Below are 26079 nucleotides of genomic sequence, written 5' to 3' on the forward strand. Positions count from 1 at the left end.
ATTTTTACTAAATTATGATAACGTTTTCTTCAATTGTGTATTATTTCACACTTTTCTTGAAAATGCAAACTGCGGTATTTATTTTCTTTCTTCTGCAGGCATAGATGAGTAGTAGGCTTTGTATTTTTTATAGAAACTAGTTTTATTTTTCATACCAACAGATTCGATAATGTCTGAAATGGGTAAAGTCGTTGCAGCTATTAAACTATGTGCCTTGATCAATCTTTGTGTTGTTACTATGGTACTGAAGGACTTACCGGATTCTTTTTTAATAAAATTACTTAAATAGTTTTTGTTATAACCATATTTTTTGGCCAAATCTACCAGATGAATATTTTTATAATTCTCAGAAATATCCTTGATGATTTGAATCATGAGCCGTTGTTGAGGACTCTTTTTGTCAGTCGAGACATGATAGTGACGAACTAGTTTGGTCAATAAAATTGAAAGGTAGTTTTCAATGATCACATCCGAGAATTCTAACTTTGAGTAGTATTCTGTAATTATTTGTTCCATTGTCACAGAGATGTCTGAGTCAACGTTATTAGAGAAAACCAGATATTTGATTGTATTGTGTTCACCTGAAGCACTGTTCAATAAAAAGTCATACAGAACAGAATTACTACGGCGCATGTCATCTAGAAAATTGATACTAATAGATTGATCTCTAAATAACAAGTTGATTAGAATATCGTTTTCATTTAGTTTGCTGATGGAGTGCGTACACCCAACATCTAGTAATAATAAGTCACCTTTATTTAAATGAATTTCTTTACCATCGACGAGCTGATCACACGAACCCTCGAGCATGTAGTTCATTTCTAAAAATTGGTGTGTATGCGGTGGGTAGGGTGCAAATCGGTCATGTTTACTGATATATACATTTCGATTTCGGAAGAAATAATTATTTAAGACTGTAAGATCATTTCGTGAACTTTGTTTATTTATAGCCTTTAGTGGTAAATCTTCAACATGATTTCCACTCTTAAGTTGTTCAGTTTCTATGACTCCATGTTCTTTTAGACGATCCATGATTTGTGAATCCATTAACACATCTCCTGTAAATATGTTACTAAACATCTGTTTATTTGCTATTGTATCATTATTATGAAAACGGTTATATTTATCTTGCAAACGTTGGTAACGTTTTCTTCAAAAATGTAACCACGAGGTGTTGTATTTCAATTCGATACAAATATGTGCAAAGTGTTTTCATTATGGGAGCAGTATGACCAAATTCAATTAAGCATGATTTTTTGTTGTAATTTGATCATTTATTCATCCCAATGAAATCTAACTTTTTAGTTTTAAAAAATTCGATAAATATATTATAGAAGAAAGTAAATGAATCTAATTTTACTTTCTTCTTTTTTTGTTTCTTAACATAGTTAAAACATTTGCTCAAATTTGTGAAATGTCGGCAGTTTACTGGTAAAATAAAGAAGCAAATTAAAGAAAATTGGTGAAATATGGAAACTTCAAGTATGTACGGTCAAGTGCTAGAAGGCACAGTTACCGACTTAAATAAGACTGAAGCATTTGTTCAAATCGAAGGTGTTACCTTTGCTTTGGATTTAAGTGAATTAGAAGATCTCCCTGAATTAGGGGACGAAATTGCTGGTTTTGTTTACGAAACTCAAAATCACAAAAATAAAATTACTACTGTTATGCCTAACATTATGCCTGGTATTTGGGACTTTGCCGAAGTTAAAGATACTCGCTCAGACTTAGGTGTCTTTGTCGACGTGGGATTGGCAGAAAAGGATGTTGTCGTATCACTAGATGATCTACCACTAGAACATTCAGAATGGCCTAAAAAAGGTGACAGTGTCATGGTCAAACTTGATGTTGATCACAAAGGAAGACTTTGGGGTAAATTGGCTGACCTTAATCTTTACATGCAAATTGCTAGAAGTGCTAGTGATGAAGAGAAAAATCGTGACGAAGAATGTACAGTTATTGCTATCAGAGATTCAGGTACGTTCGTTCTAACGGAAAGTTATTATCTTGGATTTATTCATACAAATGAGCAAGATGGTCCTTTGCGTATTGGTCAACATGTTAAAGCTCGTGTAATTGGTTCAAGTCATAGACGTCTGAACTTGTCGATGCGTCCTCGTGCCTTTGAAGAAATAACCCCTGATGCAGAAATGATCATGGCAGTTTTGGAACACGCAAGAGATGGTAAAATTCCATATACCGATAAAAGTGATCCTGATGATATCAAAGAATATTTTGGTATCAGTAAGGGTAGTTTTAAGCGTGCTTTAGGTAATTTGATGAAACAACGTAAAATCGAACAGCGAGACGGGTACACGTATTTGAAGAAGTAGCTAGGGGTGTTTTAGTTGAGCGAGAAAGTACAAGTAAATTGCCAGTTCATGATCGATACGATCGATGACTATTCCAGATATTTGAGGCTAGATAGAGGATTATCAAAAAATACGATTCTGTCATATCGACAGGATCTTTTAGAATTCAGCCATTATCTAGAAAAGAATAAAATGGAACAATACCCTGATGATCATTTTCAAATTACTAACTTCTTTGCTTTTCAAGAGTCAGTTGGTAAATCCAAAACCAGTCAAATTCGTATTTTTTCAACTTTGAAGAAGTTTTATCAATGGTTAGAACTTGTTGATAAAATTAGCTCTAACCCAATGAATGAACTTGATGCCCCCAAAAAGGCTCAACATTTACCAGTGGTTCTTTCAATGAAGGAAGTCGTTTCATTGATCGAGTCACCTGATGTAAGCACACCTTTAGGAGTTCGTGATCGAGCTATTTTTGAAGTGATGTATGCGACTGGTTTACGTGTCAGCGAATTAGTGGGTCTATCCTTAGATGATCTGCATCTAGATTTAGGTTTGATCAAGACCATCGGTAAGGGTGATAAAGAACGATTATTGCCGATTGGTCAGACTGCAATTTCTTGGATCAATAAATATTTTGATACTACACGCAAAGAGTTGGTATCAAAATACGGTGAAAAGAGTGCTGTGTTTTTGAATTTTCGAGGGCAACATTTAACACGACAATCTATTTGGCGAATGATCAAAAAATACATTAACCAAGTAGGAATTAAAAAGGACGTTACGCCGCATACTTTGAGACACTCGTTTGCCACAAACCTGTTGGAAAATGGAGCTGACCTTCGAGTTGTCCAGGAATTGCTGGGGCATTCAGATATTTCGACAACACAGATCTATACGCATATTAATCAAACACATATGAAACAAGTGTATGAGGATGCCCATCCGAGAGCATAGGAGGTAGAAATGCTTTATAAATATAATCGTGATGAAAATCAGAAAATAGCTATGGGATTTCTATCTTATATCTCAGATTTAAAAGACATGTCTAACTTAGAGCAAGAGCTGAAATTGTACGATGAAGACGAAAATCGTCAACTTTATTTATGGAAAAGTAAAGTTGAGGATTTTTCGGGTATAGTGGCACTTTCGTTTACTAAAAAAACAGTTTTTATCGAATATATTTCGCTTAACCCTTCATATCGCTCACAGACGAACACATTTAGAATTTTTGATGATATTCAAAGAAAGTTTCCTGAGTATAAAATATTGGGGAGCTTTGGAATAGTTGATCAGTTGAGAAAATGGTATGAACAACGTAACAAAGAAAAAACGGAATCTAAATAATGGAAAAATTAAAATTAGTTTTGACCGATTTTCAAGGTCCAATCGATTTATTACTACATTTGATCAAAGAGGCAAAAATTGATATCTACGATATCCCGATTGCCCAAATAACCCAACAATATCTGGATTATTTAAATAGTATGAAAGTTTTACAATTGGATATTGCCGGTGATTACCTGGTAATGGCATCAACGTTGATGTCGATCAAAAGTAAGCTGTTGCTTCCAAAGGCACCTGATGAAATTGACGAAGATATCGATGACGAAGATCCACGTGATGAATTAGTTTCACAATTGCTAACATATCAGACTTTTAAACACGTTTCGTCTTATTTTGAGGAAAAGGAAAAAGCCCGAAATTTGTCGTATGATAAAGAGCCGAGTGTTCCTAAAACACAAATAGATCAATTCTTACTACCTGGCTCGGTCGGTTTGGAAGACTTGAGTACTACTTTTACAGAAATCCTGCGTAATCAAGTCGCCAGACAACCAAAAACCGAAATGATCGAAAATGAGACTATTTCAATTGAAACGGCTCAAACAGAAATTCTAGAAAAACTTGAGAAATTGAAAAAAATCACATTCAAGTCATTACTCAAAGTCAATCACAGTATTGAAGAAGTCGTGACAGACTTCATGGCTATTTTAGAGATGGTCAGAAATCAACAAGTTAATGCATATCAAGAAAGTCTCGAAAGCGACTTATTTATTGAATTGAGGAATTAAAATTGTTTCAAGCAGAAATCATGGCCTTATTGTTTGTTGCCGGTGACCAGGGAGTTTCAGAATCTGACCTTGCTTCATTGATTGGCATCGATAAATCAGCATTACGACAAAATGTCGAGCAATTGCAGATCGAGTTGGCATCAAATAAAAATTCAGGTATCAAATTAGTAAAATATAATAGTACATTCAAGCTAGTCACCAAAGAGGAATACAATGAGCTACTTACCAAATTTTTTAAATCTGGACTCGGGACTAAGCTAAGTCAAGCCGCTTTAGAAGTTTTGTCGATCGTAGCCTATCGACAACCAATCACAAGGGTAGAAATTGACGGGATTCGTGGCGTTCAAAGTTCAGGTAGTGTGAATACATTGGTGGCAAGAAAACTCATAAAAGAAAATGGAAAAAAGGATGTCCCCGGTCATCCTAACTTATATGTTGTAACTGACTATTTCTTTGATTACTTTGGAATTAAAAGTTTAGATGAATTACCAAAAATTGAAAATTTTGAAACACCACAAAATGGCAATATAGACTTATTTGAAGGAGTAACATATGGAAAAAATTAGATTACAAAAAGCAATGGCAGATGCAGGAGTAGCTTCAAGACGTAAGTCAGAAGAACTTATTGCAAAAGGCCACGTTACCGTAGATGGTAAAACTGTTACTGAAATGGGTATTAAGGTCGATAATCATAATAAAATTGAGGTCGACGGCATGCCTTTAAAGCATGAGAAAAAACGTTATATTTTAATGTATAAACCTCGTGGAGTGATTTCTGCGGTCAAAGATGATAAGGATCGCAAAGTAATCACGGACTTCTTGAAAGAAGATGTTGAAGAGCGTGTTTACCCAATCGGTAGACTCGACTACGATACTTCTGGTTTGATTTTGATGACAAATGATGGAGAATTTGCCAATTTATTAATGCATCCCAGATATCATGTTGAGAAGACTTATATTGCAAAAGTTCAGGGATTCTTGAGTACCGAAGAGATAAAGAAGCTTGAAAAAGGTATTCAATTCAAGGATTACAAATCTTCTCCAGCAAAAGTTAAGGTTATGTCTAAAGATACTAAGAAGAATACTTCATTAGTAAGAATGACAATTCATGAAGGTCATAATCATCAGGTCAAGAATATGTTTGCTGCTGTGAAACATCCAGTAACCAAATTATCTAGAGAAAAGTATGGTTTTTTGACTCTAGATGGCCTAGTTTCAGGAAAATATCGTGATTTGACTCGACAAGAGGTAGCACTATTGAAGGAAAGAAAATAATTTGATATAGTTTAATTATAAATTTAATAGTTGGTTTTCAGGGCAGGGTGAGATTCCCGACCGGCGGTACAGTCCGCTACCCAGCATTGCTGGTTGATTGGGTGAAATTCCCAAACCGATAGTTAAAGTCTAGATGGAAGAAAACAGAGAGAGATCTGTTCTGGCGCGCCCAAAATAGGTCTCTTTTTCTTCGGGAATCAACGAGAAAGGTTGATTTGTTATGGGAAGAAGTACAGTTAAATTTCACGCATTGATAGGGGTTTCAATTTTTTCAGCTTTGGCAGCTATTCTGATGTTTTTTGAGTTTCCAGTATTATTCTGGCTACCATTTTTGAAAGTTGATTTTAGTGATGTCGTTACGTTAATTGGTTCATTAGTTTTTGGACCAATTGGGGGAACTGCAATTGCCTTCATAAAAGCTTTAGTTCACTTGCTGATCACCGGATCAGGTGTGGCTGGAGTTATCGGAGACTTTTCTAACTTTGTCGGTGGTGTGAGTTTGTTACTCCCATTCACATACTTCTGGCAAAAAGGTAAAAAATTCATGGCAGTACTTACTGGTATGATCACTATGACCGTGGTAATGTCTGTTTTGAATTACTTTGTTGTTATGCCACTTTATATGAATGTGGTAGGGATGCAATTAAATATGAGCTTGTCGAAATATGTTGCTACAGTAGTAATTCCATTTAATATTGTAAAATCATTGATCACTAGTTTAGGTGTAATAATCATTTACCCTAGATTAGAGGGTCATTTCACACTGAAATAGGTTAATCTTTGTGGGTTTTTATGAATCTTTTAAGAAAAAATTTAAATTAATATGCTATTCTTATAGGGATAGAAATTAGGAGGTTGGTTTTTAATGCCTGAGAATAACAATAATAATACTTCCGGTTCAAGAATTCCTGAATCAACGGAAGGTTTGAGTCGAAAGGGTTCAGTTACCCCAGAAGATTTAAGAAAATACAATTTAGTACCATCAAACGAAGACGAAGCAACACCTTCAAATACTGATAGTGTAGTTGGACAAGATGTTGGAACAAGTTCAGATTTTGTAAATAATGTTCCAAGATCTACTCCAAATTCTGAACCAACTGAGACACCAAATACTTTCAACAATGACGATAGCGTCGATCATCTACAAGCAAGTAAAGCAAATGATGAGAGTGCTAAAGTTGCTGCAGGTGTTGGTGCCGGTATGGCTGCTGGATCAGCTATGCGCGAAAACGAAACTACAAAAGCCGATGGAACTAGTGATAATACTAGTGAAGAAAAGCCATGGGAAAACAGTTTTGATTCTGACACTGATGAAGAAGGTCATGTTTCACGTGCAGTTAGTAAAAGCAAGCAACGTGGTAATCATACCTTGGTTACTATCTTGGTCGTAATTTTGATTGCTCTAATGTTTATTCCTGTTATCTATACTTTTGTAAAAGGTGACAGTAGTAATAACTTAGACAACAACCAAACTGAACAATCTGTTGAAAAACAAGATAAAGATTCATCCAAGAAATCTAATTCTAAAAAATCTTCAACTAAGAAGAAGTCAACTACAAAGAAAAAGACTACAACTCCAAAAAAGAAGAAGAGTTCAAAATCTGATTCCGATTCAAATGCCAACATGGGAACTGTAGATGAGAATACAAATTCTAACGCTGGTAGTGACACAACTACAGGAACTGATACAACAACTGCTAACCAAGGCAACACTGGTGGTACAACAGATAATTCAGCTTCACAATCAGCTGGTCAAACAACTGGTGGCGGAACTTACACTGTTAAACAAGGTGAAGGTTGGTATAGAGCTGCTGTAAATAGTGGTATGACTACTGCTCAGTTACAAGCTTTGAATCCAAATGTAAGTACTTTATCTCCAGGTACACAATTACGTACAAAATAAGGTAAAATAAAAGACAGGTCAGTTCCTGTCTTTTTTTATTTTTAGAAATGGGTGTAAATTAATGCAAATAGCAATTGATGGACCAGCTTCAGCTGGTAAGAGTACGATCGCTAAATTGATCGCTAAAAATCTTAAATTCGTATACTGCGATACTGGTGCAATGTATCGTACTGTAACTTTACTTGCCAAAAACAACAATGTAGGCTATGGTAATGTCTCTGGAATATTAAATTTAATGAATTCACATGAAATCAAATTCCTAAATACTGAAAATGGTCAAGATGTTCTTCTTGATGGTAAAAACGTTTCTGACGAAATCAGGAGTGAAGAAATCACCAATAATGTTTCTCAAGTTTCAGCTATCAAAGAGGTCCGTGAAAAATTAGTTGAGATGCAACGTAATTTGGCAAATGATACTGATATTGTGATGGACGGTAGAGATATCGGTACAACAGTTCTACCAAAGGCAGAAGTAAAAATTTTCTTAATTGCCAGCGTTAAAGTTAGAGCTGAACGACGTTACAAAGAGAACGTTGAACGTGGCATTGATACGCCTCTAAAAACTTTAGAGGATGAAATTGCTGCACGCGACTATAAAGATTCACATCGAGAAATTTCTCCATTGAGAAAAGCAGACGATGCCGTTGAATTAGATAGTTCAGATATGAGTATTCAAGAAGTAGTAGATAAAGTTACTGAAATAGTTAATTCTCACAAATAAGGAGGTAGTGCATATGGCAGTACCAGTAGTAGCATTAGTAGGTCGACCAAATGTTGGTAAGTCAACGATTTTTAATCGAATTATCAATGAAAGACTATCTATTGTTGAAGATACTCCCGGTGTAACGAGAGATCGAATTTATGCTAGAGCTAGTTGGCTTGGACGTGAATTTAGATTGATCGATACAGGTGGTATTGATATGAGTGACGAGCCACTGACGGTTCAAATCAAAAACCAAGCTGAAATCGCTATTGATGAAGCAGATGTAATTGTATTTATCGTTAATGGTCAAAATAGTGTCACTAAAGAAGATGAAGATGTCGCTAAGATTCTTTATCGTACAAAAAAACCAGTTATTTTGGCTGTAAATAAGGCTGATAATCCAGAACAACGTCAAAATATTTATGATTTCTACACATTGGGCTTTGGTGATCCAAATCCCGTTTCCGGTTCACAAGGAACTGGTCTAGGTGATTTGTTGGATGAAGTTGTTAAAGCATTTCCAAACGAAGATAATCATGAAAAAGATGAGTCAATCAAATTTAGTTTTATAGGACGTCCAAATGTTGGTAAATCATCACTAGTTAACGCTATTTTAAAAGATGATCGTGTTATTGTTTCCAACATGGAAGGTACTACTAGAGATGCCATTGATACGAAATATTATGATGAAACTCTGGAAAAAGAATTTACCATGATCGATACAGCTGGTATCAGAAAACGTGGAAAAGTTTATGAAAACACTGAAAAGTATTCAGTATTGAGAGCACTGAGTGCCATAGATAAATCTGACGTTGTTTGTGTTGTTCTGAATGCTGAAGAAGGTATCCGTGAACAAGATAAACGTGTTGCTGGATATGCCCACAATGCTGGTAAAGGTGTGATCATTGTTGTTAACAAATGGGATGCTTTGAAAAAAGATACTCATACAATGAAGGACTTTGAAAATCAGATACGAGTTGAATTCCAGTACTTATCTTATGCACCGATCCTTTTCACTTCCGCAGTGAAAGGACAGAGATTGGATAAGATTCCTGAATTAGTTTCACGTGTCTTTGATAATAGACACCGTCGTATTCAATCAGCAATGCTAAATGATCTATTGTTGCGTGCAACTTCAATTGCACCAACACCTGTCGTAAACGGTAAAAGGTTGAGAATTTATTACATGACTCAAGTTGCGATCCAACCACCAACATTTGTTGTTTTTGTTAACGACAATGAATTACTTCACTTTTCATATGAAAGATTTTTAATCAACCAATTGAGAGATACTTTTGATTTTGAAGGTACTCCGATCAAAATCTTGCCAAGAAAGCGAAAGTAACGGTATTTACCTGACATTATGAAAAAAGTATCAATTTTTTTATAAAAAACGTTTATTTATTGGAATTTGGACCTTAAACGCTTGCTACATCCCCATTGCTATGGTATTTTTGTAGTTGGAATGATGAACACAAACGTCAATTGTTCATAGTTTCTAAAAAATTTTTTTATCTCCGGAGGTTATTACACATGGCAAACAAAGCAGAACTTATCGATAGTGTTGCTAGCAAAACAGGATTAACAAAGAAAGATGCAACTTCAGCAGTAGATGCTGTTTTTGAATCAATTCAAGAAAACTTATCAGAAGGTAACAAAGTACAACTTATTGGCTTTGGTAACTTCGAAGTACGTCAACGTGCAGCTCGTAAGGGTCGTAACCCACAAACAGGTGAAGAAATTAAGATTCCAGCAAGCAAAGTACCTGCATTCAAACCAGGTAAAGCTTTGAAGGATTCAGTTAAATAGTTTTATTTCTTGGGGGCGGTCTTTAGACCGCTTTTTTAATGCAAAAATGGAGGAATAAATTTGAGTAAAGCAGACGAAGTTATTGAAACAATTGACGCGGGTGATTTCACAGATGTGGATGGTTTGATCCAAGAATCGCTTGAACAAGATGATGATCAAACAAAATTCTCTCTAGCCGAAACTTTACTAAGTCGAGGTTTGTCAGTACAAGCTAAAACCATCTATGAACATCTATTAGAACTTTATCCAGATGAAGGACAAATTTTATCAAGATTGGCCGAAATTGCAGTTTCTGATGGTGATACCGATCAAGCTCTAAGCTATATTTCTGAAATTGGGCCTGATTCTCCATCGTATGCCGAAAATTTACTGGTTTCAGCTGATATTTATCAATCGCAAGGAATGTATGAAGTAAGTGAGCAAAAGCTATTAGAGGGCGTTAGATTGTATCCTGATGAAGACGTCTTTAGATTTGCGATTGCTGAACTGTATTTTGATGAGAATAATTTTAGTAAGGCCTTAGTATTTTATAATTTCTTATTAGATGATGGAATCGATGAGTATTCTGGTATTTCTATCAAATTGCGTAAAGCTAGTTCATTATCTGGTAATGGTCAATACGAGGAAGCAATTTCAGAGTTTGAAAATCTGAATGCCATCGAACTAAATGAAGATGCACAATATCAACTAGGATTTTTATACAACCAGGTCAAGAATTACAACAAATCAATTTCGACCTTAGAACAGTTGTTGGAGATCAATCACGATTATCCAACAGCTTATGTTGTATTAGCTGACGATTATTTGAATATCAAGGATAATCAACAATCGTTCAAATATGCTCAATTAGGACTTAATATCAATGAGTTAGACGAAAAACTATATGAAATCGCATTTGATGCCGGAGTTTCTGAAGATGCTGACAATGCAATCAAGATTATCAAAAAAGGTATCGGTACTGTAGAGACACCGCTACCATTAGTAATTAGATTAAGTGATTTTTACATTACCCATGGGCAATACAAGAATAACCTAGATCTACTTGCTGATTTCGACACAAATAATAATCCAAAACTTATTTGGAATCTGGCAAAGTCATACTTTGAAACAGATGACATTCAAAAAGCTCAAGAAAATATTGGTTTAGCATTTGAAGAATATAAAGATAATATTGACTTCTTGAGTGACATGATAGAAATTTTACGTAGTTCTGGAGATTCTCCGGCACTAAAAGCAGCATTACAACTATACTTGCGTAAAAATCCTGACAATGAGGATATGCAAGAATTATTAGATCAAATGAGGTAAATTTATGCAGATCAAACAACTACCAACAGACTTTCAGCAAGCGCTACCGATATTAGAAATGATTGAAACAGCTGGATTTGAAGCCTATTTCGTTGGGGGTAGTGTGCGCGATCACATATTAGGTTTGCCGATCCATGATGTGGATATTGCAACGAGTGCTTATCCTGAAGAAATCAAGTCAATTTTTAAACATACTGTCGATACCGGAATCAAGCATGGTACCGTGACTGTTTTGATGAACGATAACTCTTATGAAATAACCACTTTTAGAACAGAATCAGGTTATCAAGATTATCGTCGTCCGGATAAAGTTACTTTTGTCAGGTCATTGGAAGACGATTTGAAACGTCGAGATTTTACGATCAATGCACTTGCAGTCGATAGAAATGGTAATGTCGTAGACAAATTTGATGGACTGACCGATTTGGATAATCAAATTATCAGAGCTGTTGGCGTCCCTGAAGAAAGATTTCATGAGGATGCGCTCAGAATGATGCGCGCAGTCAGATTTCAATCACAGCTAGATTTCACCATTGAGCCAGAGACAGCTGCTGCAATCGAAGACAATGCTCCATTGTTGGAAAAAATAGCAGTTGAGCGTATTCGAGAAGAGTTTATAAAAATGATGATCGGACGTGCTTGGAAGATTGGATTCAAAGAATTTTTGAATTTAAATCTATCTGAGTATTGTCCTGAATTTGCTGGTCAAGCCAGCAAACTAAATAATTTATTATCGACTGAAGATTTTCAAATGGTAGATGATGAAATGGCTTGGACTGCTATCGGATTTGTATTGGAACACTCGGAAGAAAAATTAAGCAAATTTCTTCGTGATTGGAAAGTATCTAATAAGTCACGCGAAGCCTGTGTTTCGACGATGAGAATACTAAAGTTGATCCAGTCGAATAGCCTAGAGATCTGGGATTATTATAAAGATGGTCTGGATAATGTTTCTAGAGCTGAGAAACTTGCTGAGCTTTTCGATATCAAATTTGACCGGGAAAAGCTTGATAAATTGATCGATGCCATCCCGATAAATAGTTCACATGATTTGAAAATAAGCGGTAATGATGTCATTAAAACATTAAATATCAAGCCAGGTCCTGAAATCGGTTTCTTTATGAATAAACTGGAGAAAGCCGTCGTTACGCAAACGGTTACAAATTCTTACGAAGATTTACAAAGATATTTGTTAAAATAATAACAACCGTGGTATTATTACCTTAGTAAGTATTTTAGTATTCGAAAGGGTGGTAACAACATGAGCAAGCATGTTTTTAAAGAATTAAAATTTTATTTCAGAAATGGCGATACATGGACGGTCGATCACGGTGAAATGAGTGATGTATGGATCTCACGTGTTACAACCAGTTTTGGTCGTATCGAAGGTGGCCGTATGCAAGAAATCCACCCATGTAAGAGATTTAGAATTGAGATTCTTCCTGAAGCTGACTATATCAAGGATACTGATGTGTCAACTGCTGCAATGGCAGATGGTATGTTCAACCGTATCATTAAATACCAAGATATCGAAAAACTTGATATTGAATTTGGTCCTGATGAAAATAAGGAACCAATGGAAATTTACTTGCCATTCAAGCAAAAAGATGCTGAAGGCCTAGATAACGTTTATCAATCATCAGCTATTTCAAAACAAAACGGTAACTTATATGTCGCTGTTGATGAAGATCATTCAGTATACGATCTTTACAAAGACAGATTGTAAGATTTATTTTGAAGTCCTATTTCAGATAGGGCTTTTTTTAATGCTCAATTTCGACTAAAATATTAACTAACTCTAGAATATGTGGTGAATTACTTGAAAACACTTAATATATCAAATGCCTCAAAGACATTTGGCGAAAGAACCATGTTTAAAAATGTAACTTTTACAATCAATGAAAACGATCGAATCGGGTTGTTAGGCCTTAATGGTGTTGGTAAAACGACGCTACTTGATGGTCTAGTGAATAATAATGACTTAAATACGATTGACGTTGAAAAACCAAAGAATTATAAAATCTCATATTTAAAACAGCAACCAGAACTAGATGAAGAATTGTCTGTTGTGGATGCTGTTTTTGCTGGCGAAAATGAACAGTTTAAATTGATCAGAAAATATGAAGCCAGCTTGATCAATTTCAATAAGAACTCTGATGATAAAAAAATCCAGTCTGAGTTTTTCAAGCTTCAGGAAAGAATGAACGCTGCAGATGCTTGGCAAATGGAATCTGATGTTAAAGCAATATTAAATAAACTGGGCATCACAGAATTGGATAAAAAAATATCAGAATTATCTGGTGGCCAACAACGCCGTGTTGCTTTGGCACAGACATTGATCTCTGATGCTGACTTGTTGATCCTGGATGAGCCAACTAACCATTTGGACTATCAAGCAATTGACTGGCTAGAAGGCTATTTAAACAAGTTTAAGGGATCGGTAATGTTTGTTACTCATGATCGTTATTTCTTGAATAAAGTTGCCAACAGAATTTTTGAACTTGAGAACCGTAATGTGACCGAATATGACGGTAACTACGAAAAATATCTTTCTCAAAAAGCAGCTAATGAAGCTACAAATGCTGCAGTTCAACAACATAAAACACAAATGTACAAGAAAGAATTGGACTGGATGCGTGCAGGTGTCAAGGCTCGTGGAACAAAACAGCAAGCACGTATTGATAGATTCAATGATTTAAAAGATGATCTATCTGACAAACCAGCCGCTGAAAAAGAAATGTCGATCGACATTGCCCAACAAAGACTGGGAAATGACGTGTTCGATATCAAAGATGCAAGTTTGCAGTTTGATAATCAAACAATAATTGATGATTTCAGTTATCTGGTTTCAAAAGGTGATCGGATCGGGATCACCGGATCTAATGGATCAGGAAAGACCACATTTTTAAATGTTTTGGCAGATAAAATCAAATTAACATCAGGTACTGTGAAAACAGGTCAAACTGTTAATCTGGGTTATTACACGCAATACACTCAAGATATGGACCCTGAGAAGCGAGTTATCAGATACCTCGAAGGAATAGGTCAAGGTGTTCGAAATGAAGATGGTGAGCGTATGTCCGCCTCTCAGCTATTGGATACATTTAAATTTGACCATCAAATGCAAGGAGCATTTATTCGAGAGTTATCGGGTGGTGAAAAACGCCGACTTTATTTATTAGCAATCTTGATCAAACAACCCAATGTTCTTCTTTTGGATGAGCCAACTAATAATTTGGATATTGAAACTTTGACGATTCTTGAAGATTATCTGGAAAGATTCAAGGGAACTGTTTTGGCAGTATCTCATGATAGATACTTCTTAGATAAAGTGGCAAGTAAGTTATTGATTTTTAAAGGCCAAGGTCAAATTGAAGAGAGCTATGATTCATATTCTGGTTATCTTGAAAAAATGAACCAGCAAGAAGTTGAAAAACATCAACAAAATAAAGAGAAAAAAGCTGAAGAGAAATCTGAAGAATCAGGTACTAAAACTGCAGAAAAAACTAAATTAACGTATGCTGAACAAATGGAATTAAATAAACTTGAGCCTGAAATTGAAAAATTAGACGATGAGATATCTAATTTGAAAGCCCAATTGAATGATGATTCGAATGATTATCAGAAATTGATGGATTTTCAGCGTGAGCTAGATGAAGCCAACAAAAAAGCCGATACAATGATGGAACGTTGGGAATATCTTAGTCAATTTGAGTAGGAGACAAATATGGATAATGAACAGCAATATTTGAATTTATTGAAGTATGTTTTAGAAAATGGTCACCAAAAGGGTGATCGTACTGGAACTGGTACAATAAGCACTTTTGGATATCAAATTCGATTTGATCTTTCCAAATCATTTCCACTATTGACGACAAAAAAAGTTCCCTTTGGATTGATCAAAAGTGAACTTTTGTGGTTCATGCATGGTGATACTAATATTAGGTATTTATTGCAACATAAGAATCATATTTGGGACGAGTGGGCTTTCAAAAAGTATATAGAAGATGACATTTATACTGGTCCTGATATGACTGATTTTGGTCGTCGCAGTCTCGTTGATGATGATTTCAATCAAGAGTATAAAAAACAAAAAAAGATCTTCGAAGAAAAAATCTTGAATGATGATGATTTTTCCAAAAAATTTGGTGATTTAGGTTTTGTGTACGGTGCACAGTGGAGACATTGGCAAAAACGTGATGGTGGAGTTATCGATCAAATCAAAAACGTTATCGATCAAATTAAAAATACACCTGATTCTCGTCGAATGATCGTAAGTGCATGGAATCCAGAAGATGTTCCAACTATGGCATTACCTCCGTGTCACACACTGTTCCAATTTTATGTGAATGATGGCAAATTGTCATGCCAATTGTATCAACGCAGTGCTGATCTATTTTTAGGAGTTCCATTCAATATTGCTAGTTATGCATTGTTAACACATCTGATCGCTAGAGAAACTGGCTTAGAAGTTGGAGATTTTGTCCATACTTTTGGGGATGCTCATATTTATTTGAACCACCTAGATCAAGTAAAAGAACAATTAAGCAGGACTCCACATGCTGGACCTCAACTTGAGATTAAAGGTAACAAAAGTATCTTTGATTTAGACGTTGCTGATATTGTTGTAACCGGTTATGACCCAGAACCTGCAATTAAGGCACCAGTTGCCGTTTAGGAGGAAATACATGATAAGTTTTGTGTGGGCAGAAGATGCCGATAAGATAATCGGACAAAATGGTTCCTTACCGTGGAAACTTCCGAACGATATGAAAAGATTCAAAGATTTAACAACAGGTAATACGATTGTCATGGGACGTCGGACCTACGAAAGTTTTCCAAATGGTCCTTTACCAAACCGTCGAAATATTGTTATTTCTCGTAATAATGAGTATCAAGTTAAGTCTCCAGCTGAATTGATCAATTCAAAAGAAGAATTGTCTAAGGTTACCAAATCTGATGAAGATATTATGGTAATAGGTGGCAAAACTATTTTTCAAATGTTTCTTGACGATGTTGATATTCTTTATGTCACAAAGATCCACCACGAATTTGTTGGTGACACGAAAATGGTTGATATAGATTACAATAAATTTAAATTGACCGAAAAAAAAGAAGGTACCATGGACGAAAAAAATATCTATCCATATACCTTCGAGACTTACAAAAAAATTAATTAACATATAAATATACTGAGAAGTACATCAACGCCGTACCGATCATTACGAAAATGTGAAAGATCACATGAGCAAATTTTAAGTTCTTGATCAAGTAAACACCGGCACCTAACGTAAAGGCAATCCCACCGAATATCAATAACCAAGTTCCGGTGGCACCGATGGCTGCAAATAGTGGTTTCATGGCAATTATTATTGCCCAGCCCATTAAAACGTAAAGGAAAGTTTCAAAATACTTGAATTTACCAACATTAAATATTTTATAGAGAATTCCGCCGATTGCTAATACCCAAATTACTGCCAAGAGTGCGATGGCAAAGGCGGAACTTTTTAATGCAATCAAACAATATGGTGTGTAAGTTCCAGCAATCATAAGGAAAATTGAACTGTGGTCAAATATCTGAAAGACACCTTTTGCTCTAGTAAAGTACAAGCTATGAAATAAAGTTGAACTGAGATATAAGAAGAATAATGTAAATGCGTAAATGAAATAAGAAGTTATTTCAAGCGGATTTCCACTTTTGAATCCCTTAATAAGTAAGAAGACCGATCCAATAATAGCTAAAATGATTCCGATACCATGAGTTACAGCACTAAATATTTCGTTAAGTATCAGATACGTGCGAGAAAACTTTTTGGTTTGCTTATTTTTTAAATCAGAATTTTTTTCCAAATCGTAAACCAACTTTCAATTTGTTTAAGTACAGTATAATACTTTATACTAAAGTTAATACATTGATAACAAATCTGGTATAATTTAAACAATTAATCAATCGAAACCCTATGAAAGAGGGAGAATATGAGCAAGGTAAAAATTATCACTGACTCTTCAGTTCAATTGACAGAAGAGGAAATCAAAGAAAATGACATCAGTGTGGTTCCATTGACCATTGAAATTGATGGTAATACGTATGTAGATGGTGTTGACATCTCTCGTGAAGAATTTGTAAAAGAAATGGATGCGTCAAAGGATCTACCCAAAACATCGCAACCATCACTAGGAACATTCATGGAAGTAATTGATTCAATTCCTGAGGATTATACTGATATTCTGTCGTTGAATATGACTGTTGCTATCAGTGGTACAGTTAATGCCGCTAAACAGGTAAGTGAAATGACTGATAGAAACTATGAAGCAATCGATACTGAATTTACTGATCGTGGATTGGCATTTCAAGTTTTAAAAGCTGCAAAGCTTGCCAAAGAAGGCAAATCAGTTGACGAAATCAAGACTGCCATTAATAATGTTCGTGATCACACATATCTATACATGGGTGTGACAAGTATTGAGAATATTCTACGTGGAGGAAGATTAAGCAGATTCGCAGGAACTTTATCAACATTGCTTAATCTTAATCTAGTTCTCACATTGAAGAACAATAGTTTAGATGTTGCCAAGCGTGGACGTGGTCGAAAGACAATTGAAAAGTATATGAACAATGTAATGGATGAAATCAAATCACTTAAAAATATTAAGGCGATTGGGATTTCATACGTTGATAAACTTGATTATGTAAATGAGCTTAAGGAAAAGTTGCAGGAGATCGTTCCTGAAGTACCACTTTTGATTCGAGTTACAAGTCCTGTAATTGCAACTCATGCTGGATCAGGTGCATTCGCAATAGAATTTTATACAGAGTAGGAGCTGATGGTTTATTCATCAGCTTTTTTTGAAAGATGGATTTTAGATGAAGAAAAAAACATTATGGATATTATTATCTACTGTAATCGTGTTACTTTTGGTTGGTGGAGGAGCTGGATATTATTTTTATCAAAATAATGAACAGAGTACCCAATCAGAACAAACTACGCATAAGAAAAGCATTAAAAATATAATTAAAAAGAAAAAAGTCATTCCCAAAAAGAAATCGATAAAAATCGTTGCGATCGGTGATTCGTTGACTGAAGGTATTGGTGATTCAAAGTCGATCGGTGGTGGATATGTTACACGTCTTTCAAACAAAGTTAAGGAAGACGATAAGGTAAAAGTTAGTTCTGATAACTTTGGTGTATCCGGTAACACAAGTAGTCAAATAATAGATAGGATTTCGTTCGACCAAAAAATTCATAAATCGTTACCTAAAGCTGATATAATTACTGTTACAGTCGGCGGCAATGACTTCATGCATTTACTCAAGAAAAAGGGTATGGATCTTACTGAAAAAAACATTTCTGACGAACAAGTTAAATTTGACCGTCGATTGGGAGTTTTACTTGCTGATATTAGGCATTATAATGGCCATGCTCCAATTTATTTGGTCGGTATATATAATCCTTTCAGCATCTATTTAGCAAACGTGACGGACGCTAAAACTGCTTTCGTCAAATGGGGCCAGGCCTCAGAGGAAGTTGCCGATTCCGTGAATAATACTTACTACGTAGATATCAATAATTTGTATGAAACTAAATATGTAGATAAGAAGGCTAAAAAGACTGGTACTAACCCTTATCTTTCTGATCAAGATCATTTTCACCCTAATGCCAAGGGTTATGATATGATGACAGAAAAAATTTATGATCAAGTGAAGAATACCAAGAAAGAGTGGCTTTACAAGTAATATATGAAAAATAAAAATTATTGGAAATATGCTTTTATTGCATTACTAGCAGTTATACTAGTTTTTGGTGGGATCTTGGGTTCAAAAGTATTTAGCGCTCCCAATGAAACCTATAAAGTTTCCTCAAAAATTGAATCTCAAAATGAACAAATATTTACCGTCAACATGAATAAAGACCAAGCTAATGAAATGGCTCAGTATTATTTGGAACATACGTTGAATAATGGTAAGGCAGAGTACCAACTCAAATTAAAAAAGGATGCTGAACTTACTGGCGAAGTAAAATTTCTAGGAGCAAAAATCCATTTTAATTTGATAATGACGCCTTATGCCAAAACTAATGGGGATGTCTTGTTGAAGGCTAAGCAGATAAAGGTTGGAGCATTATCACTTCCAATTAAATTTGTCATGAATTATGCTAAAAACAGTTTCAAGATTCCTGATTGGGTAGACGTAAATAGCAAGGATAAGACAATTCTTTTAAAATTTACTAAGTATAGAACCAAAGAGGGATATAGCATTCGTGCTAAGAAACTAGATTTAAAGAATGATAAACTTGTTTTTGATGTAATGAATACAAAAATCACAGATAATCAATAGAGGAGAATTTATGAAGAGAAGCTTTTATGCATACTTAATGACTCTCCGTAATCCTGAAAGTGTGGAACCTGATGCTGAATTCGCAAATAATGCGTTTCATGATCAATCGTTTCCGAAACAAGAGCAGGATTACGATAAAATATCTGACTATTTGGAATTAAATGCTGGATATTTACCAAGTATGACGATTTTTGACGAAATTTACCAAAAATATAAAGACGTAGACAGAAAATAGGTGATAAATATGGCTTTTCAGTGGTATCCCGGTCACATGAACAAAGCAAAAAACCAAGTTCAAGACCGTTTGAAAATGGTTGATATTGTTTTAGAAATTGTTGATGCTAGACTTCCATACTCATCTAGAAACCCAGTCTTGGAAGATATCATCAATCAAAAGAAACATATAATAATTTTGAACAAGTCTGATTTGGCAGATCCCAAATTGACAGCAGATTGGAAGCTGAATTTTGAACAAGAAGGTACAGCCTCAATTGAGTCAGATGCCAAACATGATAATAAATTATCGAATTTGAATACTCTGATACGAGCTGAACTTTCTCAAAAGATTGCAAAATATGAGAATGCTGGCGTTAAAAATTATCAGATAAAAGCAATGTGTATTGGAATTCCTAATGTTGGTAAGTCTACTATTTTGAATAAGATGGTCGGAAAAAATGTCGCTGTAACAGGTAATAAGCCAGGTGTTACGAAGAATCAAAATTGGCTCAAGACTAATTATGGAATCGACCTATTGGATACACCTGGAATTCTTTGGCCAAAGATCAATGATCCTAAAGTTGGAATGAAATTGGCTCTTTCTGGTGCTATTAAAGATAAGATTTATCCGCCGGATGATGTCGCTATTTTTGCGCTTAACTTTTTGCAGGCCCATTATTTGAAACGTCTGACTGATGTCTATAACTTGGATAGTGCTGATATGTTGAACCATACTACTGGTGAATTATTGATGCATTTGACGGAACAGTTTGGATACAAAGAAGACTATGACCGTGCTGCCAGAAAAGTTATCATGGATGTACGTAATTTGAGATTTGGAAGAGTTACCTTTGATGTTCCTGGGGAATTCTATGAAGAATAGTTATACTATTAAGGAAGTCAAAGATCTTTTAGATCATACCGCTGATGACGAATTGATTTCTGAGCTTATGACAGATTCCAGATCTGGAGTTCAAAAGTTATTAGAAAAATATAATCGTCGTCAAGAAAAACAACGTGAATTGTTAGTTAAATTTCATAAGAAAGAAACTTTGGAAATACCATTTTGGAATCAAGAAAAAATGGTTGCTGGTGTCGATGAAGTTGGACGTGGACCACTTGCTGGTCCAGTCGTAACAGCCGCAGTTATTTTGCCTAGTGACAATACTCTCTATGAGGTTGACGATTCAAAGAAATTAAGTGCCAAAAAACGATCGGAATTGTATATTCAAATTTGCAATCAGGCCATTGATATCAGTGTGGCTGTCGGATCACCAGAATTGATTGATAAAGAAAATATTTATCATGCAACAGAACTTACAATGGCTGATTCTATAAATAATTTGTATGCTAAACCCGATCAGATATTGGTTGATGCAATGACTATACCAGTGGATATTCCACAAATTAAATTGATCAAGGGTGATGCCAAATCAATTACGATTGGCGCCGCCAGTATAGTAGCTAAGGTTGCTCGAGATAGATTGATGTCAGTATATGATCGAATGTATCCTGAATTTGGCTTTTTGAGAAATGATGGGTATGGTACCAGAGAACATTTGGACGCCTTAGCCAAATATGGCAAGACCAATATCCATCGTGAAAGTTTTTCACCTGTAAAGAATATTTCGAAATTATATTAAACACCACTTGCGTAATTTATTATGAAAGTGGTGTTTTTATATGGAAAAATTAAACGAATTTTTAGTACAGTGTCGAATGACAAGAATGGTTTCAAATCAAATGCTTTTGAAAATAATAAGTATATTTATTGATAATCCAAATTTCGAAATGGATTCTTTAAAGATGCTCAAATTAAAACTTGGTCCAGAGAAATATAACGAGTTTCTTCTATTATTAAGGCGACCGGTAAAAAAAGATATTCAAGTGATAAATTATTTAGAAGATTCGTATCCAAATCAGTTGAGGGAAATTTATAATCCACCGGCAATGATGTTTTACAAAGGAAATAAAAATTTGCTTTTAGACAATTGTTTAGCTATTGTTGGAGCAAGACAAGCAACCGAATATAGCTATCGTTGCATTAGCGGACTTGTTCCAAAAGTGATTGACCGCTATACTGTTGTAAGCGGTCTAGCTCAAGGAGTAGACGCTTGGTCTCATCAAGTGACTCTAAATAATTACGGTAAAACTATTGCTGTGATTGGTAGTTCTCTTGATAAATATTATCCAAAACAGAACAGACAATTACAGGATGATATCGCTACTCATGGATTGTTACTTAGTGAATATCCACCAGGAAGCGAAATCAATCGTTGGCATTTTCCCCAGCGTAATCGTATAATCGCTGGTCTGAGCCAAAAAGTTGTCGTTACGGAAGCAAAAATTAGGAGTGGCGCATTGATCACTGCTGAATTAGCACTTGATTCAAATCGGGAGGTTATTTCAATACCTGGACCGATTGATTCAAGCTTATCAGCAGGTTGCAATAAGTTGATCCAACAAGGGGCAACACCACTGATAAATTTTAATGATATTTAGCAAACGCTTTCGCATTTTTGAAAATATATGTATTATTTTATTGACAAAACAAAAATTGATATTTAATATAAGTTCAGTTTTTAATCGAGTTACGAAAGGAGCACGGTTACGTGCCATCATCAAAAAATCTGGTGATTGTAGAGTCACCATCTAAAGCCAAAACCATTGAAAAGTATTTAGGTAGAAATTACCATGTTGTTGCCAGTTTGGGACATGTTAGAGATTTACCAAAGAGTCAAATGGGTGTCGATATTGAACATGATTACGAACCAAAATACATTTCTATTCGTGGTAAAGGTCCCGTAATAAAGGATTTAAAAAAAGAAGCAAAGAAAGCTAAAAGAGTTTATCTCGCAGCCGATCCGGATCGTGAAGGAGAAGCCATTGCATGGCATGTTTCTCATTTATTAGGTCTAGACGTCGATGGAAAAAACCGTGTCGTCTTTAATGAAATTACTAAAGATACCGTTAAACAAGCATTTAAATCACCTCGTAGCATTGACATGAATTTAGTAGATGCTCAACAAGCACGTAGAATTCTTGATAGATTAGTTGGATATTCAATTTCACCTATTTTATGGGCTAAAGTTAAAAAGGGATTGAGTGCTGGTCGTGTTCAATCAATTGCTCTTAAATTAGTAATTGAACGTGAAAATGAAATTAAAAAGTTTGTTCCAGAAGAATACTGGACGATCGAATCGATTTTTAAGCATAAGAAAGACAAATTTAGTGCTAACTTCTATGGTGTAAATCATAAAAAAGTTGATTTGAAAAACAATGAAAAAGTGCAAGAGATTCTTGGACAAATCGATAAGAAATCCGATTTTGATGTCGAAAAAGTAACCAAGAAAGAACGTAAGAGATTTCCTGCAGCACCATTTACAACTAGTTCACTTCAACAAGAAGCTAACCGTAAGTTGAACTTTAAAACTAGAAAAACAATGATGATTGCACAACAACTATATGAAGGAATCAATCTTGGTAGAAAAGAAGGTACCGTAGGTTTAATTACTTATATGCGTACTGATTCCAAGCGTATTTCCAAAGTTGCTCAAGCAGAAGCATCAAAATTTATTCATGAAGAATATGGTGAACCATTTGCAGCTGTTAAGATGCGTAATGATAAAAACCAAGAAGGTGCTCAAGACGCCCATGAGGCTATTCGCCCTTCTTCAGTTTTCCGTACTCCAAAATCAATGAAAGAATTATTGACACGTGATCAATATCGTCTTTATGAATTGATCTGGTCGAGATTTACAGCAAGTCAAATGACACCTGCTGTTTTCGATACTATGGCCGTTGATATCAGTCAAAACAATGTCAACTTTAGAGCTAACGGTTCAAAGATGAAGTTTGAAGGTTATCGCAAGGTTTACCAAAGCACTTCTGAGTCAGGTAAAAAAGATAATATTCTGCCTGATTTAAATGAAGGTGACAAGGTACAACTTCAGTCAAATGACCCTGCACAACATTTTACTCAACCACCTGCTAGATTTTCTGAAGCTTCACTAGTTAAAGCACTGGAAGAAAATGGTGTTGGACGTCCTTCAACTTATGCACCAACTATTGATACTATTCAAAGAAGATACTATGTAAAGCTGAACGGTAAAAGTTTTGAACCCACTGAGTTGGGTGAAATCGTTGATAATCTGATCCAGGATTATTTCCCTGATATCGTTAATGTTGATTTTACTGCGAACCTAGAAGATGAACTTGATCATATTGAAGAGGGTAAAGAGGATTGGGTCAAAGTAGTTGATAGATACTACAAACCATTCGAAAAAGAACTTGAATCCGCCGAAGATAAAATTGAAAAAGTTCAAATCAAAGATGAGCCTGCAGGTATCGATTGTGATATCTGTGGCGCCCCAATGGTTATCAAATTGGGTCGTTATGGTAAATTCTATGCTTGTTCAAGATTCCCTGATTGCCGTAACACCAAGCCAATTGTTAAAGAAATTGGTGTAACTTGTCCTAAGTGTAAAAAGGGCCAAGTTATTGAACGTAAATCCAAGAAGAACCGTATTTTCTACGGCTGTTCAAGATATCCAGATTGTGACTTTGTAACTTGGGACAAACCAATTGGTAGAAATTGCCCAAAAGATCAACATTATTTGGTTGAGAAAAAGGTCAAGGGTGGCCGTCAGGTTATTTGTCCAAATGGAGATTACGAAGAGGCAATTCAGAAATAATGATCGAACAAGATTTCGTCGACAAATTTGTCGAATATTTAGTTATTAATCGCCACTATTCAGACGATACGAAGAAGTCTTATTTGGAAGACATTCATAATTTTGTTGAAGCTTTAGATAATAGTGGTGGTTTCAAGGGTTTTACAGTCGTAAATCAAATAGATGTTGAAACCTATTTGACTTTTATGGACGAAAAAAATTACTCTGATGGAACTATTTCAAGACGAATTTCAACGCTCCGTTCTTTTTACAATTTTTTAGTTCGAAATGGTTTTGTTACCAAAAATCCGTTTGAACTGGTGCAATTACGTAGAAAGGGTCGTCGATTACCTAGGTTCTTCTATGAAAAAGAAATGGAAACTTTATTTGAAGCTGTAAAAGGCGATGATTTACTATCTGAACGTAATTCCGCATTATTGGAACTTCTGTATGCAACTGGTATGCGTGTTAGCGAGTGTGCTAATTTGACGCTTGAACAACTAGATTTTACAAATGGAATCGTATTGATTCATGGTAAAGGTGATAAGGATCGTTATGTTCCATTTGGCGAGTATGCTCAAGAGGCATTAAATAAGTATATCAGTGGCGCTAGAACCAAAATAATGAGAAAATATGGTCAGGAACATGATTTTGTTTTTATTAATAATCGAGGTAAGCAAATTACCAGCCGAGGAATTGAATATATTCTTGATCAAGTGATAAAAAAGACTAGTTTGACAGCAGATATTCATCCCCATATGATCAGGCATACTTTTGCGACACATATGTTGGACAACGGAGCTGATTTAAGAACTGTTCAGGAAATGCTAGGGCATTCCAGTTTATCAACTACTCAAATTTATACTCATGTAACTATGGAACATTTGCAAAAAGATTATAAAAAATATTTTCCGAGATAGAGAGGGTTTATTTTTATGACAACAATCGTAGCTGTAAAGCACAATGGAAAGACTGCCATCGCTGGTGACGGACAAGTTACTTTAAGTGAAAAATTCATTATGAAGGGATCTGCCCACAAAGTTAGAAGAATCTTTGATGATCAAGTTATCATTGGATTCGCCGGTGGTGTTGCAGATGCATTTACCTTACAAGATTGGTTTGAAAAGAAATTAAAAGCTTATTCAGGTAATTTAAAGAGAGCAGCCGTTGAGTTAGCTCAAGATTGGCGTAAGGATCCACAATTGCAAAAACTAGAAGCAATGTTGATTGCTTTGGATAAAAATGACTTACTGTTGATTTCAGGTAGTGGAGAAGTTATTGAACCTGATGAAGATGTAATTGCAATCGGTTCGGGTGGTAATTTTGCCCAAGCTGCCGCTATTGCAATGTGCAGACATGCTGAGGATATGTCTGCTGAAGATATTGCCCGTGAAGGAATTCAAATTGCTTCAGGTATCGATATTTTCACTAACAACAATATTATTTCTGATAAATTTTAGAGGAGATTTTAAT

The 26079-nt window shown here is 35.2% G+C and carries 29 protein-coding genes and 1 riboswitch; of the genes, 27 read left to right on the forward strand and 2 right to left on the reverse strand.

Annotated features, from left to right (window positions below):
• Positions 1 to 78: 78 nt before the first annotated feature.
• A complete protein-coding gene (locus tag EKM63_RS00845; protein WP_125702773.1) occupies positions 79 to 1047 on the reverse strand; it encodes an AraC family transcriptional regulator in 969 nt (322 codons plus the stop codon).
• A gap of 422 nt (positions 1048 to 1469) precedes the next feature.
• Here EKM63_RS00845 and EKM63_RS00850 point away from each other — a divergent pair, with 422 nt between their 5' ends.
• The 17 genes from EKM63_RS00850 (at position 1470) to EKM63_RS00930 (ending at position 16562) form a co-directional block, all read left to right on the forward strand.
• Positions 1470 to 2333, forward strand: coding sequence for a CvfB family protein (locus tag EKM63_RS00850; RefSeq protein WP_125702775.1), 864 nt, complete (start codon positions 1470 to 1472; stop codon positions 2331 to 2333).
• Between the two features lie 48 nt (positions 2334 to 2381).
• Positions 2382 to 3269 (forward strand): site-specific tyrosine recombinase XerD, encoded by an 888-nt coding sequence (xerD, locus tag EKM63_RS00855; protein ID WP_125703436.1) that lies wholly within the window; start codon positions 2382 to 2384, stop codon positions 3267 to 3269.
• Positions 3270 to 3278: 9 nt separating this feature from the next.
• Positions 3279 to 3659: a RibT protein gene (locus tag EKM63_RS00860; RefSeq protein WP_125702777.1), complete on the forward strand. Its 381-nt coding sequence runs from the start codon at positions 3279 to 3281 to the stop codon at positions 3657 to 3659.
• Positions 3659 to 4384 (forward strand): segregation and condensation protein A, encoded by a 726-nt coding sequence (locus EKM63_RS00865; protein ID WP_125702779.1) that lies wholly within the window; start codon positions 3659 to 3661, stop codon positions 4382 to 4384. Before EKM63_RS00860 ends, EKM63_RS00865 begins: the two co-directional genes overlap by 1 nt.
• A gap of 20 nt (positions 4385 to 4404) precedes the next feature.
• Complete coding sequence (scpB, locus tag EKM63_RS00870; RefSeq protein WP_125703438.1) at positions 4405 to 4950, forward strand: SMC-Scp complex subunit ScpB; 546 nt, start codon at positions 4405 to 4407, stop codon at positions 4948 to 4950.
• Positions 4937 to 5659: a pseudouridine synthase gene (locus EKM63_RS00875; RefSeq protein ID WP_125702781.1), complete on the forward strand. Its 723-nt coding sequence runs from the start codon at positions 4937 to 4939 to the stop codon at positions 5657 to 5659. The genes scpB and EKM63_RS00875 overlap by 14 nt, the downstream gene beginning before the upstream one ends.
• A 29-nt stretch (positions 5660 to 5688) precedes the next feature.
• Positions 5689 to 5808: riboswitch (FMN riboswitch) on the forward strand.
• A 71-nt stretch (positions 5809 to 5879) separates the two neighbouring features.
• Entirely contained in the window at positions 5880 to 6431 is a 552-nt protein-coding gene (locus EKM63_RS00880; RefSeq protein WP_125702783.1) for an ECF transporter S component, read from the forward strand.
• A 93-nt stretch (positions 6432 to 6524) separates the two neighbouring features.
• The gene (locus EKM63_RS00885; RefSeq protein ID WP_125702784.1) at positions 6525 to 7562 is read left to right on the forward strand and encodes a hypothetical protein; all 1038 of its coding nucleotides are present in this window, start codon (positions 6525 to 6527) and stop codon (positions 7560 to 7562) included.
• A 61-nt stretch (positions 7563 to 7623) separates the two neighbouring features.
• Positions 7624 to 8283, forward strand: a complete 660-nt coding sequence (gene cmk, locus EKM63_RS00890; RefSeq protein WP_125702786.1) for a (d)CMP kinase — start codon at positions 7624 to 7626, stop codon at positions 8281 to 8283.
• 13 nt (positions 8284 to 8296) lie between these two features.
• A complete protein-coding gene (der, locus tag EKM63_RS00895; protein ID WP_125702788.1) occupies positions 8297 to 9610 on the forward strand; it encodes a ribosome biogenesis GTPase Der in 1314 nt (437 codons plus the stop codon).
• A 188-nt stretch (positions 9611 to 9798) separates the two neighbouring features.
• Positions 9799 to 10074, forward strand: a complete 276-nt coding sequence (locus EKM63_RS00900; RefSeq protein WP_010623460.1) for an HU family DNA-binding protein — start codon at positions 9799 to 9801, stop codon at positions 10072 to 10074.
• A 60-nt stretch (positions 10075 to 10134) separates the two neighbouring features.
• Positions 10135 to 11382 (forward strand): tetratricopeptide repeat protein, encoded by a 1248-nt coding sequence (locus EKM63_RS00905; protein WP_125702791.1) that lies wholly within the window; start codon positions 10135 to 10137, stop codon positions 11380 to 11382.
• A gap of 4 nt (positions 11383 to 11386) precedes the next feature.
• Complete coding sequence (locus EKM63_RS00910) at positions 11387 to 12583, forward strand: CCA tRNA nucleotidyltransferase (protein WP_125702793.1); 1197 nt, start codon at positions 11387 to 11389, stop codon at positions 12581 to 12583.
• 60 nt (positions 12584 to 12643) lie between these two features.
• Positions 12644 to 13108 (forward strand): hypothetical protein, encoded by a 465-nt coding sequence (locus EKM63_RS00915; protein WP_125702795.1) that lies wholly within the window; start codon positions 12644 to 12646, stop codon positions 13106 to 13108.
• A gap of 93 nt (positions 13109 to 13201) precedes the next feature.
• The gene (locus EKM63_RS00920) at positions 13202 to 15100 is read left to right on the forward strand and encodes an ABC-F family ATP-binding cassette domain-containing protein (RefSeq protein ID WP_125702797.1); all 1899 of its coding nucleotides are present in this window, start codon (positions 13202 to 13204) and stop codon (positions 15098 to 15100) included.
• A 9-nt stretch (positions 15101 to 15109) separates the two neighbouring features.
• The gene (locus EKM63_RS00925; RefSeq protein ID WP_125702799.1) at positions 15110 to 16060 is read left to right on the forward strand and encodes a thymidylate synthase; all 951 of its coding nucleotides are present in this window, start codon (positions 15110 to 15112) and stop codon (positions 16058 to 16060) included.
• Between the two features lie 10 nt (positions 16061 to 16070).
• Positions 16071 to 16562 (forward strand): dihydrofolate reductase, encoded by a 492-nt coding sequence (locus EKM63_RS00930; RefSeq protein ID WP_125702801.1) that lies wholly within the window; start codon positions 16071 to 16073, stop codon positions 16560 to 16562.
• Here the strand turns inward: EKM63_RS00930 and trhA are convergent.
• Positions 16555 to 17232: a PAQR family membrane homeostasis protein TrhA gene (trhA, locus tag EKM63_RS00935; protein WP_125702803.1), complete on the reverse strand. Its 678-nt coding sequence runs from the start codon at positions 17230 to 17232 to the stop codon at positions 16555 to 16557. The genes EKM63_RS00930 and trhA overlap by 8 nt on opposite strands.
• A 126-nt stretch (positions 17233 to 17358) precedes the next feature.
• On the opposite strand from trhA, the gene EKM63_RS00940 reads away from it, so the two are divergent.
• The 10 genes from EKM63_RS00940 (at position 17359) to hslV (ending at position 26066) form a co-directional block, all read left to right on the forward strand.
• Positions 17359 to 18201 (forward strand): DegV family protein, encoded by an 843-nt coding sequence (locus EKM63_RS00940; RefSeq protein WP_125702805.1) that lies wholly within the window; start codon positions 17359 to 17361, stop codon positions 18199 to 18201.
• A 46-nt stretch (positions 18202 to 18247) separates the two neighbouring features.
• Positions 18248 to 19117, forward strand: coding sequence for a DUF459 domain-containing protein (locus EKM63_RS00945; protein ID WP_125702807.1), 870 nt, complete (start codon positions 18248 to 18250; stop codon positions 19115 to 19117).
• Positions 19118 to 19120: 3 nt separating this feature from the next.
• Complete coding sequence (locus EKM63_RS00950; protein ID WP_125702809.1) at positions 19121 to 19717, forward strand: YpmS family protein; 597 nt, start codon at positions 19121 to 19123, stop codon at positions 19715 to 19717.
• 10 nt (positions 19718 to 19727) lie between these two features.
• Positions 19728 to 19952: a YozE family protein gene (locus EKM63_RS00955; protein ID WP_125702811.1), complete on the forward strand. Its 225-nt coding sequence runs from the start codon at positions 19728 to 19730 to the stop codon at positions 19950 to 19952.
• A 9-nt stretch (positions 19953 to 19961) separates the two neighbouring features.
• Entirely contained in the window at positions 19962 to 20816 is an 855-nt protein-coding gene (ylqF, locus tag EKM63_RS00960; RefSeq protein ID WP_125702813.1) for a ribosome biogenesis GTPase YlqF, read from the forward strand.
• Complete coding sequence (locus EKM63_RS00965) at positions 20806 to 21576, forward strand: ribonuclease HII (RefSeq protein WP_125702815.1); 771 nt, start codon at positions 20806 to 20808, stop codon at positions 21574 to 21576. The genes ylqF and EKM63_RS00965 overlap by 11 nt, the downstream gene beginning before the upstream one ends.
• A 40-nt stretch (positions 21577 to 21616) precedes the next feature.
• On the forward strand, positions 21617 to 22435 hold the full coding sequence (dprA, locus tag EKM63_RS00970) for a DNA-processing protein DprA (RefSeq protein ID WP_125702817.1): 819 nt from the start codon (positions 21617 to 21619) through the stop codon (positions 22433 to 22435).
• 110 nt (positions 22436 to 22545) lie between these two features.
• Positions 22546 to 24627: a type I DNA topoisomerase gene (gene topA, locus EKM63_RS00975; RefSeq protein ID WP_125702819.1), complete on the forward strand. Its 2082-nt coding sequence runs from the start codon at positions 22546 to 22548 to the stop codon at positions 24625 to 24627.
• Positions 24627 to 25526 (forward strand): tyrosine recombinase XerC, encoded by a 900-nt coding sequence (gene xerC / locus EKM63_RS00980; RefSeq protein WP_125702821.1) that lies wholly within the window; start codon positions 24627 to 24629, stop codon positions 25524 to 25526. Before topA ends, xerC begins: the two co-directional genes overlap by 1 nt.
• Positions 25527 to 25541: 15 nt before the next feature.
• A complete protein-coding gene (gene hslV, locus EKM63_RS00985; RefSeq protein ID WP_125702823.1) occupies positions 25542 to 26066 on the forward strand; it encodes an ATP-dependent protease subunit HslV in 525 nt (174 codons plus the stop codon).
• Positions 26067 to 26079 lie beyond the last annotated feature (13 nt).

It is taken from the genome of Companilactobacillus mishanensis, from assembly GCF_003946505.1.
Lineage (GTDB): Bacteria > Bacillota > Bacilli > Lactobacillales > Lactobacillaceae > Companilactobacillus > Companilactobacillus mishanensis.